Raw genomic sequence first — 15,077 nt, 5'->3', positions numbered from 1 at the left:
GCCTTCGTGTCAACTTTTGCTGTCAGTTCAACCAGCGGCAGAGCGGCGTGCCGGGTTCGCCGATGCGCGGCATGGGAATGCCGGGCTCGTGCGGGTCGATGGCCGGCATGTCCGGCTCGCGCGGCTTCGGCGCGCGTACCGGATCGCCCGGGTCGTAAGGCTGCGGCGGTGTGGGGTCGGGCGGCAGTGATTCGGGGTCACCGACCGGCTTGGACGGCACCATGCTGCCGGGCGGCGGCATGCGCGGCACGCGGATCGGATTGACCAGCGGCGGGCAGGGCAGGAACGCGTGCATGGGGATGCCTCGTGGAAGAGGGACATCACCCACCATTCAAGCCATGTGCCAATCCGGCGAGCGGGTGCCGGCGAGCCCGGCCGTGCACGCGGCACTGGCAGCTTTTACCGACCCCGGCAGTTTTTACAGGCGGGCGCCTGCCTGTTACGGAGAGCTTGCCTGCTTCAGCGGGCCGGGCAGCAGGTTGCGCATGCGCTGCACCAGCGCGTCGAACTCGAACGGCTTGGTCAACAGGTCGGTGTTGGCGTCGAGCGTCCAGTTATCGGGCATGGTCTCGGCGTACCCGGTCATGAAAAGCACTTTCATGTCCGGGCGGTGGCGGCGGCCGACGTCGACCATCTGCATGCCGGTCAGGCCGGGCAGTCCGATGTCGGAAACGACCAGGTCGATGCGTTCGGTCGATTCGATGATGGCCAGGCCTGCGTGGCCGTCGCGCGCTTCGAGCACGCGGTAGCGCAGGTCGCGCAGCTTGCCGGCGATCAGGTCGCGCACCACGTCTTCGTCCTCCACCAGCAGGATGGTCTCGCCGGCGGCAGGCTCCCAGTGCTTGCCGGCGTTTCGATCGTCCAGCGCACGCACGCTGCGGCGCTCGCCGCTGGGCAGGTAGATCGACACGGTGGTGCCGTGGCCGGGTTCGCTGTCCAGCTCGATGGCGCCGCGCGACTGGCTGACGAAGCCATGGATCATCGACAGGCCCAGGCCGGTGCCGCGCCCCTTGGGCTTGGTGGTGAAGAAGGGGTCGAAGGCTCGCGCGCGCACGTCGGGCGTCATGCCGATGCCGGTGTCGCTCACCTGCAGCAGCAACGTGGGCGCATCGCGCAGGCTGTGCGGTCGGCGCAGCGGGCCTTCGCCGGGCGGCACCGAGCCGGTGCGGATGGTCAGCTGGCCACCGTCGGGCATGGCGTCGCGCGCGTTGATGGCCAGGTTGAGGATCGCGCTTTCCAGCAGGTTCGGATCGCACAGCACCGGCACCAGCGCGGGCGCCAGTTCGAGCTTCAGCTCGATCCGCTCGCCCAGCGTGGCCGGCAGCAGCTCGGCGATCTGCGCGATCAGGTCGTTGAGGTTGACGCTCTTGGGCGCCAGCGGCTGGCGCCGCGCGAAGGCGAGCAGGCGATGGGTCAGCGTGGCCGCTCGCTTGGCCGAATCGAGCGCGTTGCCGAGGAACCGCTCCACGTCCTGGCGACCGGCGGCCAGGCGCATCTCGACCACTTCCAGCGATCCGATGATGCCCTGAAGCAGGTTGTTGAAGTCGTGCGCCATGCCGCCAGTGAGCTGGCCCAGCGCCTCGATCTTCTGCGACTGGAACAGCTGCGCGCGGGTTTCTTCCAGATGCCGTTCCGCTTCCATGCGTTCGGTGATGTCGCGGGTGATCTTGGCAAAGCCCAGCAACTGGCCGTCGTTGTCGCGGATCGCGTCGATGGCGATCTCGGCCATGAAGCGCGAACCGTCCTTGCGGACCTGCCAGTCGACCACATCGTAGCGGCCGCACTCGCTGGCCACGGTCATCGCCGTCTGGGCCACCAACGGGTTGACGAAGAACTGCGTCAGCGGCCGGCCGATGATTTCCGTCGCGGTATAGCCCTTGATGCGTTCGGCGCCGGTGTTCCAGTCGGTGACGGTGCCGTGCGCGTCGAGCATGCAGATCGCGCAGTCGGTGACGCCGTCGACGAACAGGCGGAAGCGCCGCTCCACTTCGCGCAAGCGCTTTTCGGTGAGGCGCCGCTCGGTGATGTCGCGGGTGACCATGGCGAAGCCGATCAGGTGACCCTGCTCGTCGCGCACCGCGTCGCACACCACGTGCGCCCAGAAGCGGCTGCCGTCGCGGCGCAGCCGCTCGGCTTCTTCCTGGAAGCGGCCGTGCGCGGCGGCCATGTGCAGGATCAGCTCCGGCCGCCCGCCCGCGCGCTCTTCCTCGGTATGCAGCTGGGCGAACGGGCGTCCGACGATGTCGGTGGCGCGATGGCCGTGGATCTGTTCGGCGCCGGCGTTCCAGCTACGGATGCGCCCTTGCGGATCGACCATGTAAATGGCGTAGTCCAGGATGGACTGCACCAGCAGCTGGTACGAATTGGACCCGCTTGTTTCCACGCCACCGTCCTTGCACAGCAAGCACCGCGCCACGGCCGTCCATGACGGTGTCATCGGCATTCGTTCCCCGGGCAAAAGGTTGCAGTCGCAGCACGACCGCCTTCCGGTTTGGCCGGCCTCGACCGAACCTACCTCAACTGGCTAGTGAGATAAACCGGGATAGGGCGGCCGGCCATCGTCGGCGACGGCGCAGGCGCGGGCATTCTTGGCGCGCGCATCGGCGATCGCCGCCAGCAGCGCCTTGCGGTCGTACGGCTTGGGAAGGAAGGTGGCGGTCGGACCCAGCCGTTCGCTGGACGCTTCCGGGTCGCCGGAAATCACCACCACGGCAGCGGTCGACCCGCGCCGGCGCAGCTCCTCGGCCATGCTGATGCCGTCCTGGCCGGCGCCGATGTTGACGTCAGTGACGATCACGTCGATCCCGGGCTGCTCGTCCATCAGGCGGATGCCGGAGCTGGCATCGCGCGCGGAGAGCACCTGATAACCGGCCGCGTCAAGGAGCAACGCCATGACTTCCCGCGTGTCCGAGTCGTCTTCCACCAGCAACACAAGGTTGTCCTTCGCCATGACACCTCCCACACACGCAAGCGCGGCTCGAACCGTGAATCCTGACCATACAGAAGTGATGGAAGCGTGCAGGCTAAAGCATTGCTGCGTCAAGCATTAAGCAGGCGATCTTAGGCCTGTGGTTCAAAAAATTTCACGGCCATTGCGGTAGCGCTCCTGTCGAGGTCGCTTGAACCTGCCGCGCCCTCGGGTAGGTGTGGTCAGCGGACTCCTCTCCGATGGCAGATGGCGCAAACCGTTGAACCAAAACGCAAAATATTGCGACGGCTACCACCCGATCTTCACCCCGATGACGCCGGCCCTTCACCGTCGCCTGCCTAGGCTCTCTTTTTCCCGTGAAGGCAAGGAGCGGCAGACGTGAACCACGATCCGGCACGCCGGGATTTCCTCAGGCTCGTCGGCGTGACGGTACCGGCCGGCATGGCGTTGTGCGCCTGCGGCGGCAGCGGCGCCGATGCGCAGGGCGGCCCGTCCAACGCCTTCTTCGCGGCCGGGGAGATGGATTTCATCCAGGCCGCCACCGCGCGGCTGATTCCCGCCGACACGCTGGGCCCCGGTGCCGACAAGGCGGGCGTTCCCACCTTCCTCGACCTGCAGCTGGCCGGTCCCTACGGCCGCGCCGAGCGCTGGTACATGCAGGGCCCCTGGCCCAACGGCATCGATGGCCAGGGCTACCAGCTGCGCTTCACGCCCGCGCAGCTCTATCGCCAGGCGATCGCCGGCATCGACAAGCATTGCCAAGCGCAGTACCGCCAGCCGTTCGCCAAGCTCACGACCGACCAGCAGGACCAGGTGCTGCATGCGCTCGAAGACGGCAAGGTCGACCTGGGCGACGTGCCGTCGAAGACCTTTTTCAACCTGCTCTGGCAGAACACCCAAGAAGGCTTCCTCGCCGACCCAGCCTACGGCGGCAACCGCGACTTCGCCGGCTGGAAACTGATCGGCTTCCCGGGCCCGCGCTACAACTACGTGCGCGAGATCGGCGAATACGGCAAGCCCTACCCGCAGCCCTGCGTCAGCCTGATCGGCCGCGTGCCCGGCGCCGCGCTCGCCCATGCCGGGGAAGCTTCCTGATGGCGCGGCGGATGCCGCCGGTAGACGTGGTGCTGGTCGGCTTCGGCTGGACGGCTTCGATCATCGCGCAGGAACTGACCGACGCCGGCGTGCAGGTGCTCGCGCTGGAGCGCGGCGCCTGGCGCGACACCGTCCCCGACTTCGCCACCGACCACATCCAGGACGAGCTGCGCTATGCGGTGCGCAAGCAGATCTTCGAATCGCCCGAGCGCGAGTCGCTGACCTTCCGCAACAACGCCAGTCAGACCGCGCTGCCGATGCGCCACCTGGGCTCGTTCCTGCCGGCCGCGGGCGTGGGCGGCGCGGGCGTGCACTGGAACGGCCAGTGCTGGCGCTTCCTGCCACAGGACTTCCTGATACGCACACACACCGAGCAGCGCTACGGCAAAGGCTTCATTCCCGCGGACATGAACCTGCAGGACTGGGGCGTGACCTACGAGGAACTGGAACCGCACTACGACCGCTTCGAATACCTCTGCGGCGTCTCCGGCCAGGCCGGTAACGTCGGCGGCCGGCTGGTCGCCGGCGGCAACCCGTTCGAAGGCGCGCGGCAACGCGGCTATCCGCTGCCGCCGCTGGAGCGCAGTGCCTCCACGGTGTTGTTCGACAAGGCCGCGCGCGAGGTGGGCTTCAAGCCGTTCCCGTGCCCGGCCGCCAACGCCTCGCGTCCGTACCGCAATCCGCTGGGCGTGCAGATGGGCCAGTGCACCTACTGCGGCTACTGCGAGTGGTTCGGCTGCGGCAACTACTCCAAGGCGAGCCCGCAGACGACCATCCTCCCGGTGCTCCTGAAGAAGGACAACTTCCACTTCCGCACCCACTGCAACGTCACCCGCGTCAACACCGACTCGACCGGCAAGCGCGCCACCGGGGTGACCTACGTCGACGTCGAGGGCAACGAGATCGAGCAGCCGGCACAGATGGTGGTGCTCTGCGCGTTCGCCCAGCACAACGTGCATTTGCTGCTGCTCTCGAAGATCGGCCAGCCGTACGACCCGATCTCCAACACCGGCGTGGTCGGGCGCAACTACGCCTACCAGATCACCTCCTCGGTTGACGTGTTCCAGAAGGAGCGGTTGAACCCGTTCATGGGCGCCGGCGCGCTCGGCCAGGCGATCGACGAGTTCAACGGCGACAACTTCGACCACGGCCCGCACGGTTTCGTCGGCGGCGGCTACGTCGCGCTGTGGAACACCGGCGGGCGGCCGATCCTGCAGCACTACCTGCCGGAGGACGCGCCCAAGTGGGGCGCGGGCTGGAAGAAGGCGATGCACGAGAACTACCTCACCGCCTGTTCCATCGCCACCCACGGCAGCGTGATGAGCTATCGCAACAGCTACCTCGACCTGGACCCGACCTGGCGCGACGCCTACGGCAACCCGCTGCTGCGCCTGACCTTCGACTTCCAGCCCAACGAGCTGAAGATGTCCGGCTTCCTTACCGACAAGGCCGCGCAGATCGGTCGCGCGATCCCCGGGGCCACCATCCACGAGAAGAAGCGCCAGGGCCCGTATTCGATCGTGCCCTACCAGACCACCCACAACACCGGCGGCGCGGTGATGGGCGACGACCCGAAGACCTCGGTGGTCAACCGCTACCTGCAGAGCTGGGACGTGCCGAACCTGTGGGTCATGGGCGCGAGCGTGTTCCCGCAGAACGCCGGCTACAACCCGACCGGCACGGTCGGCGCGCTGACCTACTGGTCGGCCGAAGCGATGAAGCGGTACCTGAAGAACCCCGGCCCGCTGGTGACGGCATGAGCGCGGCACGTACCCGTTCCCGGCAAGCGGGGACCCTGCGCAGGAACCTGGCGCTCGCGGCCCTGCTCCTGCTCGCCATGCTGTGCGCCGCCTGCAGCCATGACCGCGACGCGGGCGCACCCTCGGCGATCAAGCTCGGCGAGCGCATGAGCGCCGGCCCGTGGAGCGAGATCTCGCGCGGCCGCTACCTGGTCCGCGCCGGCGACTGCGAGGCCTGCCACACCGCACCCAACGGCACGCCGTTCGCCGGCGACCGCGCCATCCCCACGCCTTTCGGCACCATCTACTCCAGCAACATCACGCCGGACCCGGAAACCGGCATCGGCCGCTGGACCGACGAAGACTTCTACCGTGCCATGCACGAGGGCATCGACCGCGAAGGCAACCATCTCTATCCGGCCTTCCCCTACCCCTGGTACACCAGACTGAGCCGCGACGACGTGCTGTCGATCAAGGCCTATCTCGACACGCTGACGCCCGTGCGCCAGATCCACCGCCGCAACGCGTTGCCGTGGCCGCTCGACCAGCGCGCGCTGATGGCGATGTGGAACGGCATGTACTTCGACGACGGCACCTACCAGCTCGATCCCCAACGCTCGGCGCAATGGAACCGCGGCGCGTACCTGGTCAAGGGCCTGGGCCACTGCAGCGCCTGCCACGGTGACAAGAACCTCGCCGGCGCCACCGACATGGACGAGCCGCCCACGGGCGGCTACGCCGAGAACGCCTATGCGCCGAGCCTGGCCGGTGGCGCCCGCGATGGGCTGGGCAGCTGGACCACGCAGGACATCGTGCAGTACCTGGGCACCGGCCGGAACAGCCGCACCTCGGCCGCCGGTCCCATGGCCGAAGTCGTCGAGCAGTCGACCCAATACTTGAGCAAGCCCGACCTGGAAGCGATCGCGGTATACCTGAAGAGCCTGCCGGCGCCCAAGGACACGTCGGTGGCCACGGTCGACAAGAACACCCTCGATCGCGGCGCCGCGCTTTACGTGGACAACTGCGCCGGTTGCCACCTGAAGCAGGGCCAGGGCGAGATCGGCGCGTTCCCGCCGTTGCGGCAAAGCTCCGCCGTGCAGGCCGCGAGCGCCGACACGCTGATCGGCGTGATCCTCGACGGTGCACGCATTCCCCGGACTACCGCCGAACCCACCGGCCTGGCGATGCAGGGCTTCGCCGACCACCTGAGCGACGCACAGATCGCCGACCTCACCACCTACATCCGCAACGCCTGGGGCAATCACGCCGGAGCCGTGGATGCGGACGACGTCGAAGACCTGCGAGCGACCTTGCGCGAATCGCCGTGACGCCGTGCTCCCGTCTTCCTGAGAGGAGAGGGTGGGGGTGAGCCGTTGGGCTCGCGGGAGTTTCAGGCGCCCTGCTCCCTCTCCCGCTCGGGGAGAGGAGGCGAAGGTTGGCGCTTCGCGCCTGCGCACCTAAAAAAACCCGCGCGCGCTTCACGCCACCCCTGCGATGGTTGGCATCGAACGCTCGCCGGAAAGGACCACCACGAGAGGGCGATGACCCAGATCTTCCATCCGCGCTTCGGCTTGTTCGTCAAGCTCACCCTGTTGGCCGTGCTGATCCTGGCCAGCGCCGCCGTGCTGGCCTGGCGCGGGCTGACCAGCGAACCGCATCGCATCGGCGAGGCCGTGGAACAACCCGTTCCCTTCAGCCACAAGCACCATGTCGGCGACGACGGCATCGACTGCCGCTATTGCCACGACACGGTGGAGACCTCTGCTTTCGCCGGCATGCCGCCGATCTCCACCTGCATGACCTGCCACTCGCAGCTGTACACCGACCAGTCCGTGCTCCAGCCGGTGGTCGAAAGCTGGCGGCGCGGCATGGCATTGCACTGGAACCGCGTCCATCAGCTGCCCGACTTCGTCTACTTCAATCATTCCATCCATGTCGCCAAGGGCGTCGGCTGCGAGAGCTGCCATGGTCGTGTCGACCGCATGCCGCTGACGATGCGCACGAAATCGCTGTCGATGGAGTGGTGCCTGGACTGCCACCGCGCGCCGCAGAAATACCTGCGCCCGCGCGAGCAGGAATTTGCCATGGGGTGGCAGGCACGGGACCAGGAAAAACTCGGCCTGGCGTTGGTCAAGCGCTACCACATCGACACCCGCCGGCTGACGGACTGCTCGGTATGCCATCGATGAGCGCTCTTCCGGGAGACCCCGCATGACCGGCGCGCTCGACGCCCTGCGCACGCGCCTGGCCGACAGTCGCGGCCCGCACTACTGGCGCGCACTGGAGGAACTCGTCGAGCAACCGGCGTGGCGCAATCGCCTGCGCGAAGCCTTCCCGCAGCTCTCCCAGCTCGAACCCATGCTCGACCGCCGCGGCTTCCTCAAGCTGCTCGGCGCCTCGCTGGCACTGGCGGGCCTGGGCGCCTGCAGCCGTCCGCCGCAGGAAGAGATCGTGCCGTGGGTGCGCCGGCCCGACGGGATGCCGCCGGCGTTGCCGCGCTTCTACGCCAGCACGCTGGCCTGCGCCGGCGACGTGGCCGGCGTGCTGGTGGAAACCCACCAGGGGCGACCGACCAAGATCGAAGGCAATCCCGCGCATCCGGCGAGCCTTGGCGCCACCACGCCGGCGATGCAGGCGGCCGTGCTGGAGCTGTGGGACCCGGACCGCTCGCAAAGCCCCGTCCACGACGGCGTGGCCGCCAGCTGGGACGCGTTCGGCGAGGAGGCCATCACGCTCGCGGCGCGCTTCGCCCGCGACGGTCGCGGCCTGCACGTGCTGAGCGGCCGGATCGATTCCCCCACACTGGCGGCGCAGCGCGAGGCCTGGCTCCAACGCTTCCCCGGCGCGCGCTGGCATCAGTACGAAGCGGTCGACGAAGACAACGCGCTGGCTGGCGCGCGTCTGGCCTTCGGCGATCCATTGCGCCCGCGCTACCACTTCGACCGCGCGCAGGTGATTCTCGCGCTGGAGGCCGATTTCCTGGCCACCATGCCCGGCTCCCTGCGCCACGCACGCGACTTCACCAGCGCCCGCGACCCGCAGTCGGAGGACTTCAGCCGCCTATACGTGATGGAAGCCTCGCCCTCGCTCACCGGCGCCAAGGCCGACCACCGCTGGGCGCTGGGTTCGGCGCACATCGGCATGGCCGCGCTGGAACTGGGCGAGCTGCTCGGCATGCCGGACGTGCACGCCACGCAGTCCAGCGGCCTGTCCGCCCGCCGCCTGCGCGCGCTGGCGCAGGACCTGGACGCGCAGCACGGCAGCTCGCTGGTGCTCGCCGGACGCACGCAGCCGCCGTGGGTGCACGCGCTCGCGCACCTGCTCAACGAGGCGCTCGGCAACGTCGGCCACACGGTCGAGTACTACGCGCCGCCCGAGCCGTGGGAGTCGTCGGCGCAGGGCCTGCGCGACCTCACCGCGGCGATGGCCGCCGGCCGCGTCGACACGCTGCTGATCCTCGAGGGCAACCCGGCCTACGCCACGCCGGCCGATGCCGGGTTCACCCGGCACCTGGCCAAGGTGCCGCACCGCATCCACTTGGGCCTCTACCGCGACGAAACCGCCCGTGCCTGCCACTGGCACCTGCCGCGCACGCATGCGCTGGAAAGCTGGTCGGACCTGCGCGCCGCCGACGGCACCGCCAGCGTGGTGCAGCCGGTGATCGCGCCGTTGTACGACAGCCGCAGCGCGCACGAACTGCTGGCGATGTTCATGGGCGACTTGCAAAGCCCGCGCACGCGCGTGCAGTCCACCTGGCAGGCCGACGCCGCGGCGTGGACGGCCATCCTGCAAGGGGGCGTCATCCCGCATAGCGCGCCGCCCGCGCAACAGCCGCGCGTGGACCGCGGCTTCCTCGCGCAGGTGGCGCCGCCGGCCGACGAGCCCGGCCTGGAACTGCTGTTCGCTCCCGATCCGACCGTGTGGGACGGCCGCTACGCCAACAATGGCTGGCTGCAGGAGCTGCCCAAGCCCCTCACCACGCTGACCTGGAGCAACGTCGCGCTGGTCAGCACCGAGCTCGCGCTCGCGCATGACCTCAAGAACGGCGACGCGCTGGAACTGCGCATCGACGGCCGCCACACCCAGGCGCCGGTGTGGGTGATGCCGGGACAGGCCGCACGCAGCGTCACCGTCTGCCTCGGCTACGGCCGCCGCCACGCCGGGCGCGTAGGCGGGCAGCTGGGCTTCGACGCCTATGCGTTGCGCAGCGCGGATGCGCCATGGCGCTGCGACGGCCTGCGCATCAACCGCACCGGCGCGAACCACGCGCTCGCCACCACCCAGCGCCACCACGCCATGGAAGGCCGCGCGCCCGTGCGCGTCGCCACGCTCGACGCCTACCGCGACGACCCTGCTTTTGCGCAGGAACGCACGCCGCCGCCCAGCCTCTACCCCGACCGACCGCCCGGCGAATACGCCTGGGGCATGAGCGTCGACCTCAACGCCTGCATCGGCTGCGGCGCCTGCACCGTCGCCTGCCAGGCGGAGAACAACATTCCCGTGGTCGGCGCGGAGGAAGTCGGGCGCGGCCGCGAGATGCACTGGATCCGCATCGACCGCTACTACGAAGGCGACGCGCGCGCGCCACGCATTCACCACCAGCCGGTGCCGTGCATGCACTGCGAGCACGCGACGTGCGAGGTGGTCTGCCCGGTCGGCGCGACCGTGCACGATGCGGAAGGCCTCAACGTGCAGGTCTACAACCGCTGCGTGGGCACGCGCTTCTGCTCCAACAACTGCCCCTACAAGGTGCGTCGCTTCAACTTCCTGCAGTACAGCGACCTCACCACCGAAACGCTGAAGGCGCAGCGCAACCCGGACGTCACCGTGCGCAACCGCGGCGTGATGGAGAAATGCACCTACTGCATCCAACGCATCGAGACCGCGCACATCGCCGCCGACAAGGACGGCCGGCGCATCGCCGACGGTGAGGTGCTGACCGCCTGCCAGGCGGTATGTCCCACCCAGGCGATCGTCTTCGGCGACCAGCAGGACAGCGCCAGCGCGGTCAGCCGGCAGAAGGCCTCGCCCCGTCACTACACGCTGCTGGAGGAGCTCAACACCCGCCCGCGCACAACCTACCTCGCCGCGATCCGCAACCCGCACCCGGCGCTGGAGGATGACGCATGAGCTTGCTTGGCGTACCTCACGCTCGCCTCGGCTCCACTCCCTTTCCCCGGGTGGGAGAGGGAGCGGTATCGGTGGCGCGGGGGGCGTCGGCATGACCACGCCGCTGCTCGCCCCGTGCGAAACCCACGCGTCGATCACCGACAAGGTCAGCGCCATCGTGCTCGAGCGCCCCACCGGCCGCCTGTGGATGCTCGCCTTTGCGCTCTCCTTCGTGCTCACCGCCTGGCTGGGCGTCGGCATCGTGTGGCTGCTGGTGAAGGGCGTCGGCATCTGGGGCCTGGATATCCCGGTAGCGTGGTCCTTCGCCATCGCCGACTACGTGTGGTGGATCGCCATCGGCATGGCCGGCACCTTCATCTCCGGCGGCCTGTACCTGGCGCGCCAGGGCTGGCGCAACGCGCTCAACCGCTACGCCGAGGCGATGACCGTGTTCGCCGTGTCGGTGTCGGGCATCTTCCCGATCCTGCACCTGGGCCGGCCGTGGTTCTTCTACTGGCTCGCGCCTTACCCCGATCGCATGGGCGTGTGGCCGCAGTGGAAGAGCTCCCTGTTCTGGGATTTCTCGGCGATCGTCGCCTACCTGATCGTCTCGGTGCTCTACTTCTACGTCGGCCTGATCCCCGACCTGGCCACCTTGCGCGACCGCGCCACCACGCGCGGCAAGCAGGTGTTCTACGGGCTTCTCGCAGCCGGCTGGCGCGGCGAGGCGCGGCACTGGCAGCGGTTCGAGACGCTCAACCTGCTGCTCGCCGCGATGGCGGTGCCGCTGGTGTTCTCGGTGCACTCGATGGTCGCGCTGGATTTCTCCGAGGGACTGCTGCCGGGCTGGCACTCGACGATCTTCCCGCCGTTCTTCGTCGCCGGTGCCCTGTTCTCCGGTTTCGGCATGGTGCTGGTGTTGGGCATTCCGCTGCGGCGCTTCTTCGGCCTGGGGGATTTCATCACCGAGCGGCACATCGCCAACCTGGCCAAGCTGATGCTGGCGGCGGGCCTCTTCGTCGACTACAGCTACGCCTCGGAGCTGTTCAACGCGTTCTACAGCGGCGACCGCTACGAGATCGCGCACGCCATGGCCGAGCTCACCGGCGCCTACGCCTGGGTGTACTGGACGATCATCGGCTGCAACGTCGTGGCGATCCAGGCGCTCTGGTTCGAGCGCGTGCGGCGCAGCCACGCGGCGCTGTTCGTGATCGCGCTGCTGGTGCTCATCGGCATGTGGTTCGAGCGCTTTCTGCTCATCGTCAGCAGCCTGTACCACGACTTCCTGCCCTCGAGCTGGGGCATGTTCTATCCGACCGTGTGGGACATCGCCTTCCTGGCGGGGTCGATCGGATTGTTCTTCCTGTTGTTCCTGCTGTTCGTGCGGTTGCTCCCGCTGTTGCCGATGTTCGAACTGCGCAAGCTGCGCGCGCGACTCGAACGGAAGGGCGCATGAACCGGCCGCTCCAGAACCAGCTGCACGAGCAGGGATGGCTGGCCCGCTTCGACCATGCCGAGGCACTGCTGATGGCGGTGCGCGAACTGCGCGGCCGCGGCTACACGCAGCTGGAGGCCTACACGCCCTACCCGGTCGAAGGCCTCGCCCAGGCGCTGGGGCCGATGCGCAACCGCATCCCGCTGCTGGTGTTGCTCGGTGGCCTGGTCGGCGGTCTCGGCACGCTGCTGCTGGAGTGGTACGCCTCGGTGATCGACTACCCGATCAACGTCGGCGGCCGGCCGGACGCCAGCTGGCCGGCCTTCATTCCGGCCGCATTGGAAATGACCATCCTGTTCGCCGCGCTGTTCGGCGTCGTCGGCCTGTTCTTCGCCAACGGCCTGCCGCGGCTCAACCATCCGCTGTTCGACGTGCCGTGCTTCGAGGCGGCCAGCCGCGACGGCTTCTTCGTGTGGCTGCCTGCGGACGACCCGCGCTTCGACGCGACCCTGGCACACGACGATCTCGCGCGGCTGGCGCCGCTGGCGATCGAGAGGGTGGGGCGATGAAGCGCTACCGGCTTTTCCCCCGCAGGAGCGCTCCTGGACGCGACCGCGATGTCGCGGTGGCGCCCAGGGCTGCTTCTGCAGCGAAAGCCGCGCTTCTGCTTGTCCTATCGCTCCTGGGGGGCTGCGAGCAGTCCATGCACGACATGTACGCGCAGCCCAAGTACAAACCGCTCGAACCCAGTCCCCTCTTCGCCGACGGCAACAGCGCCCGCACGCCGCCGCCGGGCAGCGTGCCGATGGCGCAGGGGGCGGGGGCCGATACCGCGAGCGGCCGCCACGGGCAGATGACGCTGGCGCCCGATCCCGGCCCGGCGCTGCCATTGGATGCGCAGGGCCGCAGCCTCGCGCAAGGTGACGTCGACGAGCGCCGCTACGCCAACCCGCTGCCGGTAACCATGACGCTGCTCGAACGCGGGCAGCAGCGCTTCGACATCTACTGCGCGCCCTGCCACGGTCGCTCGGGCAACGGCGACGGCATGATCGCCCGGCGCGGCTTCCCCGCGCCGCCTAGTTACCACACCGACCGCCTGCGCAACGCGCCGGACAGCCATTTCTACCAGGTCATCAGCGACGGCTACGGCGTGATGTACCCGTATGCCGATCGCATCAGTCCGCACGACCGCTGGGCGATCGTGGCCTACATCCGTGCGCTGCAACTCTCCCAGCACGCCCCGCGCGATCGGCTCACGCCACAGGACCTGGCGCGCCTGCCGGCGGAGGCGCGCCGATGAGCCGCCGATGGCTCAGGGTGTCGCGCGGGGAAGGCATCGCGGCGGTGGCCGGCGTCCTCGCGCTGGTCGGTTGCCTGCTGCTGGGGCTGCACGCGCCTCGCGCGGTGTTGCTGTCCTATCTCTTTGCCTGGCTGTTCTGGCTGGCGCCGGCGCTGGGTAGCGTGGGCCTGCTGCTGATCCACGCGCTGACCGGCGGCGACTGGGGCTTCGCGCTGCGTCCTGCCTTGCTGGCGGCCAGCCGCCGCCTGCCGCTGATGGCGGTGCTGCTGCTGCCGGTGTTGATCGGCGTGGCGGTGCTCTTTCCCTGGGCCGACGTGCAGGCGGCCGATCCAAACCTCGACCACCAGCGTTGGTGGCTCGACGTGCCGTTCTTCCTCGTGCGCGCGGTGGTCGTGTTCGCCTTGTGGCTGTGGCTGGCGCACGGTATCCGACGGCGGCTGGCCACGCCCGCGGCTGGCCGCTTCGCCGCCGGGGGCCTGGTCCTCTACGCGCTGACCGTGTCGGTGGCGGCGATCGACTGGGTGGCGTCGCTGGTGCCGCGCTGGCACTCGACCACGCTCGGCATCCTGATCGGCACGGCGCAACTGTTGGCCGCGGCCGGGCTGGCCGTGTGGATCAGCGTGACGCGCCGCGACGCCGCCGCACCATCGTGGACGGCCAGACGGCTGAACGACCTCGGCAGCATCCTGATGGTGCTGGTGCTCGCCTGGGGCTACCTGGTCTTCATGGACTACCTCACCGCATGGATCGCCGACCTGCCGTCCGAAACGGTGTGGTACCTGCCCCGGGTGAAGACCGCCTGGCGCTGGCTCGGTGCGTTCCTGGTGCTGTTCCACCTGGCGCTGCCGTTCGCCGTGCTGCTCTCGCGCAACGCCAAGCAGCGCGTGGCCTGGCTGGCCGGCGTGGCGCTGTGGCTGTTCCTCGCCCAGGTCGGCTATGTCGCCTGGCTGGTGCTGCCCGGCCTGCGCGACCACGCGCTGGCCTGGAGCGACCCGCTGGCGTGGATCGGCATCGGCGGGCTCTGGTGGCTGGGTTACGGCGCGCAACGGCGCGCGGCGCTGGAGGTCAGGCCATGAGCCGTGAACCCGATTCGCACGAGTCCTACCTGGTGGCGGCCGGCGTGCTGCACTGGGCGGCGGCGATCCTGGCGCTCAGCCTGCTCGCGATCGTGCTGCTGGTCTACGCGTGGGCGCGGCCGGTGCTGACCGCGGGCGAGCCGCCGGCCCAGCCGATTCCCCCACAGCCACGGTTGCAACCCGACCCGGCCGCCGACATCGCCGCCGAGCGCGCGCTGCAGCGGTCGCGTCTGGACGGCTATATGTGGGCGGACAAGGCGCACACGGTGGCGCGGATTCCCATCAGGCGAGCCATGGCGATGGTCGCGGCCGGGCAGGGTGGGCCGGTGCCGGCTTCCTCCACGGAGCGTCCGCGATGACGTCGATGCCTTGCAGAAGTGCCGCTTGTGCGCGA

Annotated in this window: 13 protein-coding genes; 10 read left to right on the top strand and 3 right to left on the bottom strand. The window is 69.0% G+C overall.

Annotated features, from left to right (window positions below; all coding sequences use genetic code 11):
* Positions 1 to 22 precede the first annotated feature (22 nt).
* From ACFWZ4_RS07665 to ACFWZ4_RS07655, 3 genes are all read right to left on the bottom strand, one after another.
* On the bottom strand, positions 23 to 295 hold the full coding sequence (locus tag ACFWZ4_RS07665) for a hypothetical protein (RefSeq protein ID WP_439704127.1): 273 nt from the start codon (positions 293 to 295) through the stop codon (positions 23 to 25).
* Between the two features lie 144 nt (positions 296 to 439).
* Complete coding sequence (locus ACFWZ4_RS07660; RefSeq protein ID WP_439704126.1) at positions 440 to 2,437, bottom strand: PAS domain S-box protein; 1,998 nt, start codon at positions 2,435 to 2,437, stop codon at positions 440 to 442.
* 87 nt (positions 2,438 to 2,524) lie between these two features.
* Positions 2,525 to 2,950, bottom strand: coding sequence for a response regulator (locus ACFWZ4_RS07655; RefSeq protein ID WP_231322757.1), 426 nt, complete (start codon positions 2,948 to 2,950; stop codon positions 2,525 to 2,527).
* A 357-nt stretch (positions 2,951 to 3,307) separates the two neighbouring features.
* Between ACFWZ4_RS07655 and ACFWZ4_RS07650 the strand changes: the two genes are divergently transcribed.
* The 10 genes from ACFWZ4_RS07650 to ACFWZ4_RS07605 all read left to right on the top strand — a co-directional run bounded on the left by ACFWZ4_RS07650 (position 3,308) and on the right by ACFWZ4_RS07605 (position 15,042).
* Positions 3,308 to 4,024 (top strand): gluconate 2-dehydrogenase subunit 3 family protein, encoded by a 717-nt coding sequence (locus tag ACFWZ4_RS07650; protein ID WP_439704125.1) that lies wholly within the window; start codon positions 3,308 to 3,310, stop codon positions 4,022 to 4,024.
* Between the two features lie 11 nt (positions 4,025 to 4,035).
* Complete coding sequence (locus tag ACFWZ4_RS07645) at positions 4,036 to 5,784, top strand: GMC family oxidoreductase (protein ID WP_439704124.1); 1,749 nt, start codon at positions 4,036 to 4,038, stop codon at positions 5,782 to 5,784.
* Positions 5,781 to 7,091, top strand: a complete 1,311-nt coding sequence (locus tag ACFWZ4_RS07640) for a c-type cytochrome (RefSeq protein WP_439704123.1) — start codon at positions 5,781 to 5,783, stop codon at positions 7,089 to 7,091. Before ACFWZ4_RS07645 ends, ACFWZ4_RS07640 begins: the two co-directional genes overlap by 4 nt.
* A gap of 213 nt (positions 7,092 to 7,304) precedes the next feature.
* Complete coding sequence (locus tag ACFWZ4_RS07635) at positions 7,305 to 7,952, top strand: cytochrome c3 family protein (RefSeq protein ID WP_439704122.1); 648 nt, start codon at positions 7,305 to 7,307, stop codon at positions 7,950 to 7,952.
* Positions 7,953 to 7,974: 22 nt separating this feature from the next.
* Complete coding sequence (locus tag ACFWZ4_RS07630) at positions 7,975 to 10,893, top strand: TAT-variant-translocated molybdopterin oxidoreductase (RefSeq protein WP_439704121.1); 2,919 nt, start codon at positions 7,975 to 7,977, stop codon at positions 10,891 to 10,893.
* A 91-nt stretch (positions 10,894 to 10,984) separates the two neighbouring features.
* Positions 10,985 to 12,328 carry an NrfD/PsrC family molybdoenzyme membrane anchor subunit gene (gene nrfD, locus ACFWZ4_RS07625; RefSeq protein WP_439704120.1) on the top strand — a complete coding sequence of 448 codons (1,344 nt, stop codon included), beginning with the start codon at positions 10,985 to 10,987 and terminating at the stop codon, positions 12,326 to 12,328.
* Positions 12,325 to 12,876: a DUF3341 domain-containing protein gene (locus ACFWZ4_RS07620; protein ID WP_439704119.1), complete on the top strand. Its 552-nt coding sequence runs from the start codon at positions 12,325 to 12,327 to the stop codon at positions 12,874 to 12,876. The genes nrfD and ACFWZ4_RS07620 overlap by 4 nt, the downstream gene beginning before the upstream one ends.
* 134 nt (positions 12,877 to 13,010) lie before the next feature.
* Complete coding sequence (locus ACFWZ4_RS07615; protein WP_439704118.1) at positions 13,011 to 13,607, top strand: c-type cytochrome; 597 nt, start codon at positions 13,011 to 13,013, stop codon at positions 13,605 to 13,607.
* Positions 13,604 to 14,683 (top strand): hypothetical protein, encoded by a 1,080-nt coding sequence (locus ACFWZ4_RS07610; protein ID WP_439704117.1) that lies wholly within the window; start codon positions 13,604 to 13,606, stop codon positions 14,681 to 14,683. The genes ACFWZ4_RS07615 and ACFWZ4_RS07610 overlap by 4 nt, the downstream gene beginning before the upstream one ends.
* Positions 14,680 to 15,042: a hypothetical protein gene (locus ACFWZ4_RS07605; protein WP_439704116.1), complete on the top strand. Its 363-nt coding sequence runs from the start codon at positions 14,680 to 14,682 to the stop codon at positions 15,040 to 15,042. The genes ACFWZ4_RS07610 and ACFWZ4_RS07605 overlap by 4 nt, the downstream gene beginning before the upstream one ends.
* The last annotated feature ends 35 nt before the right edge of the window (positions 15,043 to 15,077 follow it).

The organism is Frateuria sp. GZRe12 (assembly GCF_051900535.1).
Classification (GTDB): domain Bacteria; phylum Pseudomonadota; class Gammaproteobacteria; order Xanthomonadales; family Rhodanobacteraceae; genus Frateuria_A.
This window is presented reverse-complemented; position numbering and strand designations above follow the sequence as displayed.

Excerpts from the sequence above, each read along its gene's own strand:
- ACFWZ4_RS07665 (WP_439704127.1), bottom strand. The coding sequence starts at position 295 with ATGCACGCGTTCCTGCCCTGCCCGCCGCTGGTCAATCCGATCCGCGTG.
- ACFWZ4_RS07660 (WP_439704126.1), bottom strand. The coding sequence starts at position 2,437 with ATGACACCGTCATGGACGGCCGTGGCGCGGTGCTTGCTGTGCAAGGAC.
- ACFWZ4_RS07655 (WP_231322757.1), bottom strand. The coding sequence starts at position 2,950 with ATGGCGAAGGACAACCTTGTGTTGCTGGTGGAAGACGACTCGGACACG.
- ACFWZ4_RS07645 (WP_439704124.1), top strand. The coding sequence starts at position 4,036 with ATGCCGCCGGTAGACGTGGTGCTGGTCGGCTTCGGCTGGACGGCTTCG.
- ACFWZ4_RS07640 (WP_439704123.1), top strand. The coding sequence starts at position 5,781 with ATGAGCGCGGCACGTACCCGTTCCCGGCAAGCGGGGACCCTGCGCAGG.
- ACFWZ4_RS07635 (WP_439704122.1), top strand. The coding sequence starts at position 7,305 with ATGACCCAGATCTTCCATCCGCGCTTCGGCTTGTTCGTCAAGCTCACC.
- ACFWZ4_RS07630 (WP_439704121.1), top strand. The coding sequence starts at position 7,975 with ATGACCGGCGCGCTCGACGCCCTGCGCACGCGCCTGGCCGACAGTCGC.
- nrfD (WP_439704120.1), top strand. The coding sequence starts at position 10,985 with ATGACCACGCCGCTGCTCGCCCCGTGCGAAACCCACGCGTCGATCACC.
- ACFWZ4_RS07620 (WP_439704119.1), top strand. The coding sequence starts at position 12,325 with ATGAACCGGCCGCTCCAGAACCAGCTGCACGAGCAGGGATGGCTGGCC.
- ACFWZ4_RS07615 (WP_439704118.1), top strand. The coding sequence starts at position 13,011 with ATGCACGACATGTACGCGCAGCCCAAGTACAAACCGCTCGAACCCAGT.
- ACFWZ4_RS07610 (WP_439704117.1), top strand. The coding sequence starts at position 13,604 with ATGAGCCGCCGATGGCTCAGGGTGTCGCGCGGGGAAGGCATCGCGGCG.
- ACFWZ4_RS07605 (WP_439704116.1), top strand. The coding sequence starts at position 14,680 with ATGAGCCGTGAACCCGATTCGCACGAGTCCTACCTGGTGGCGGCCGGC.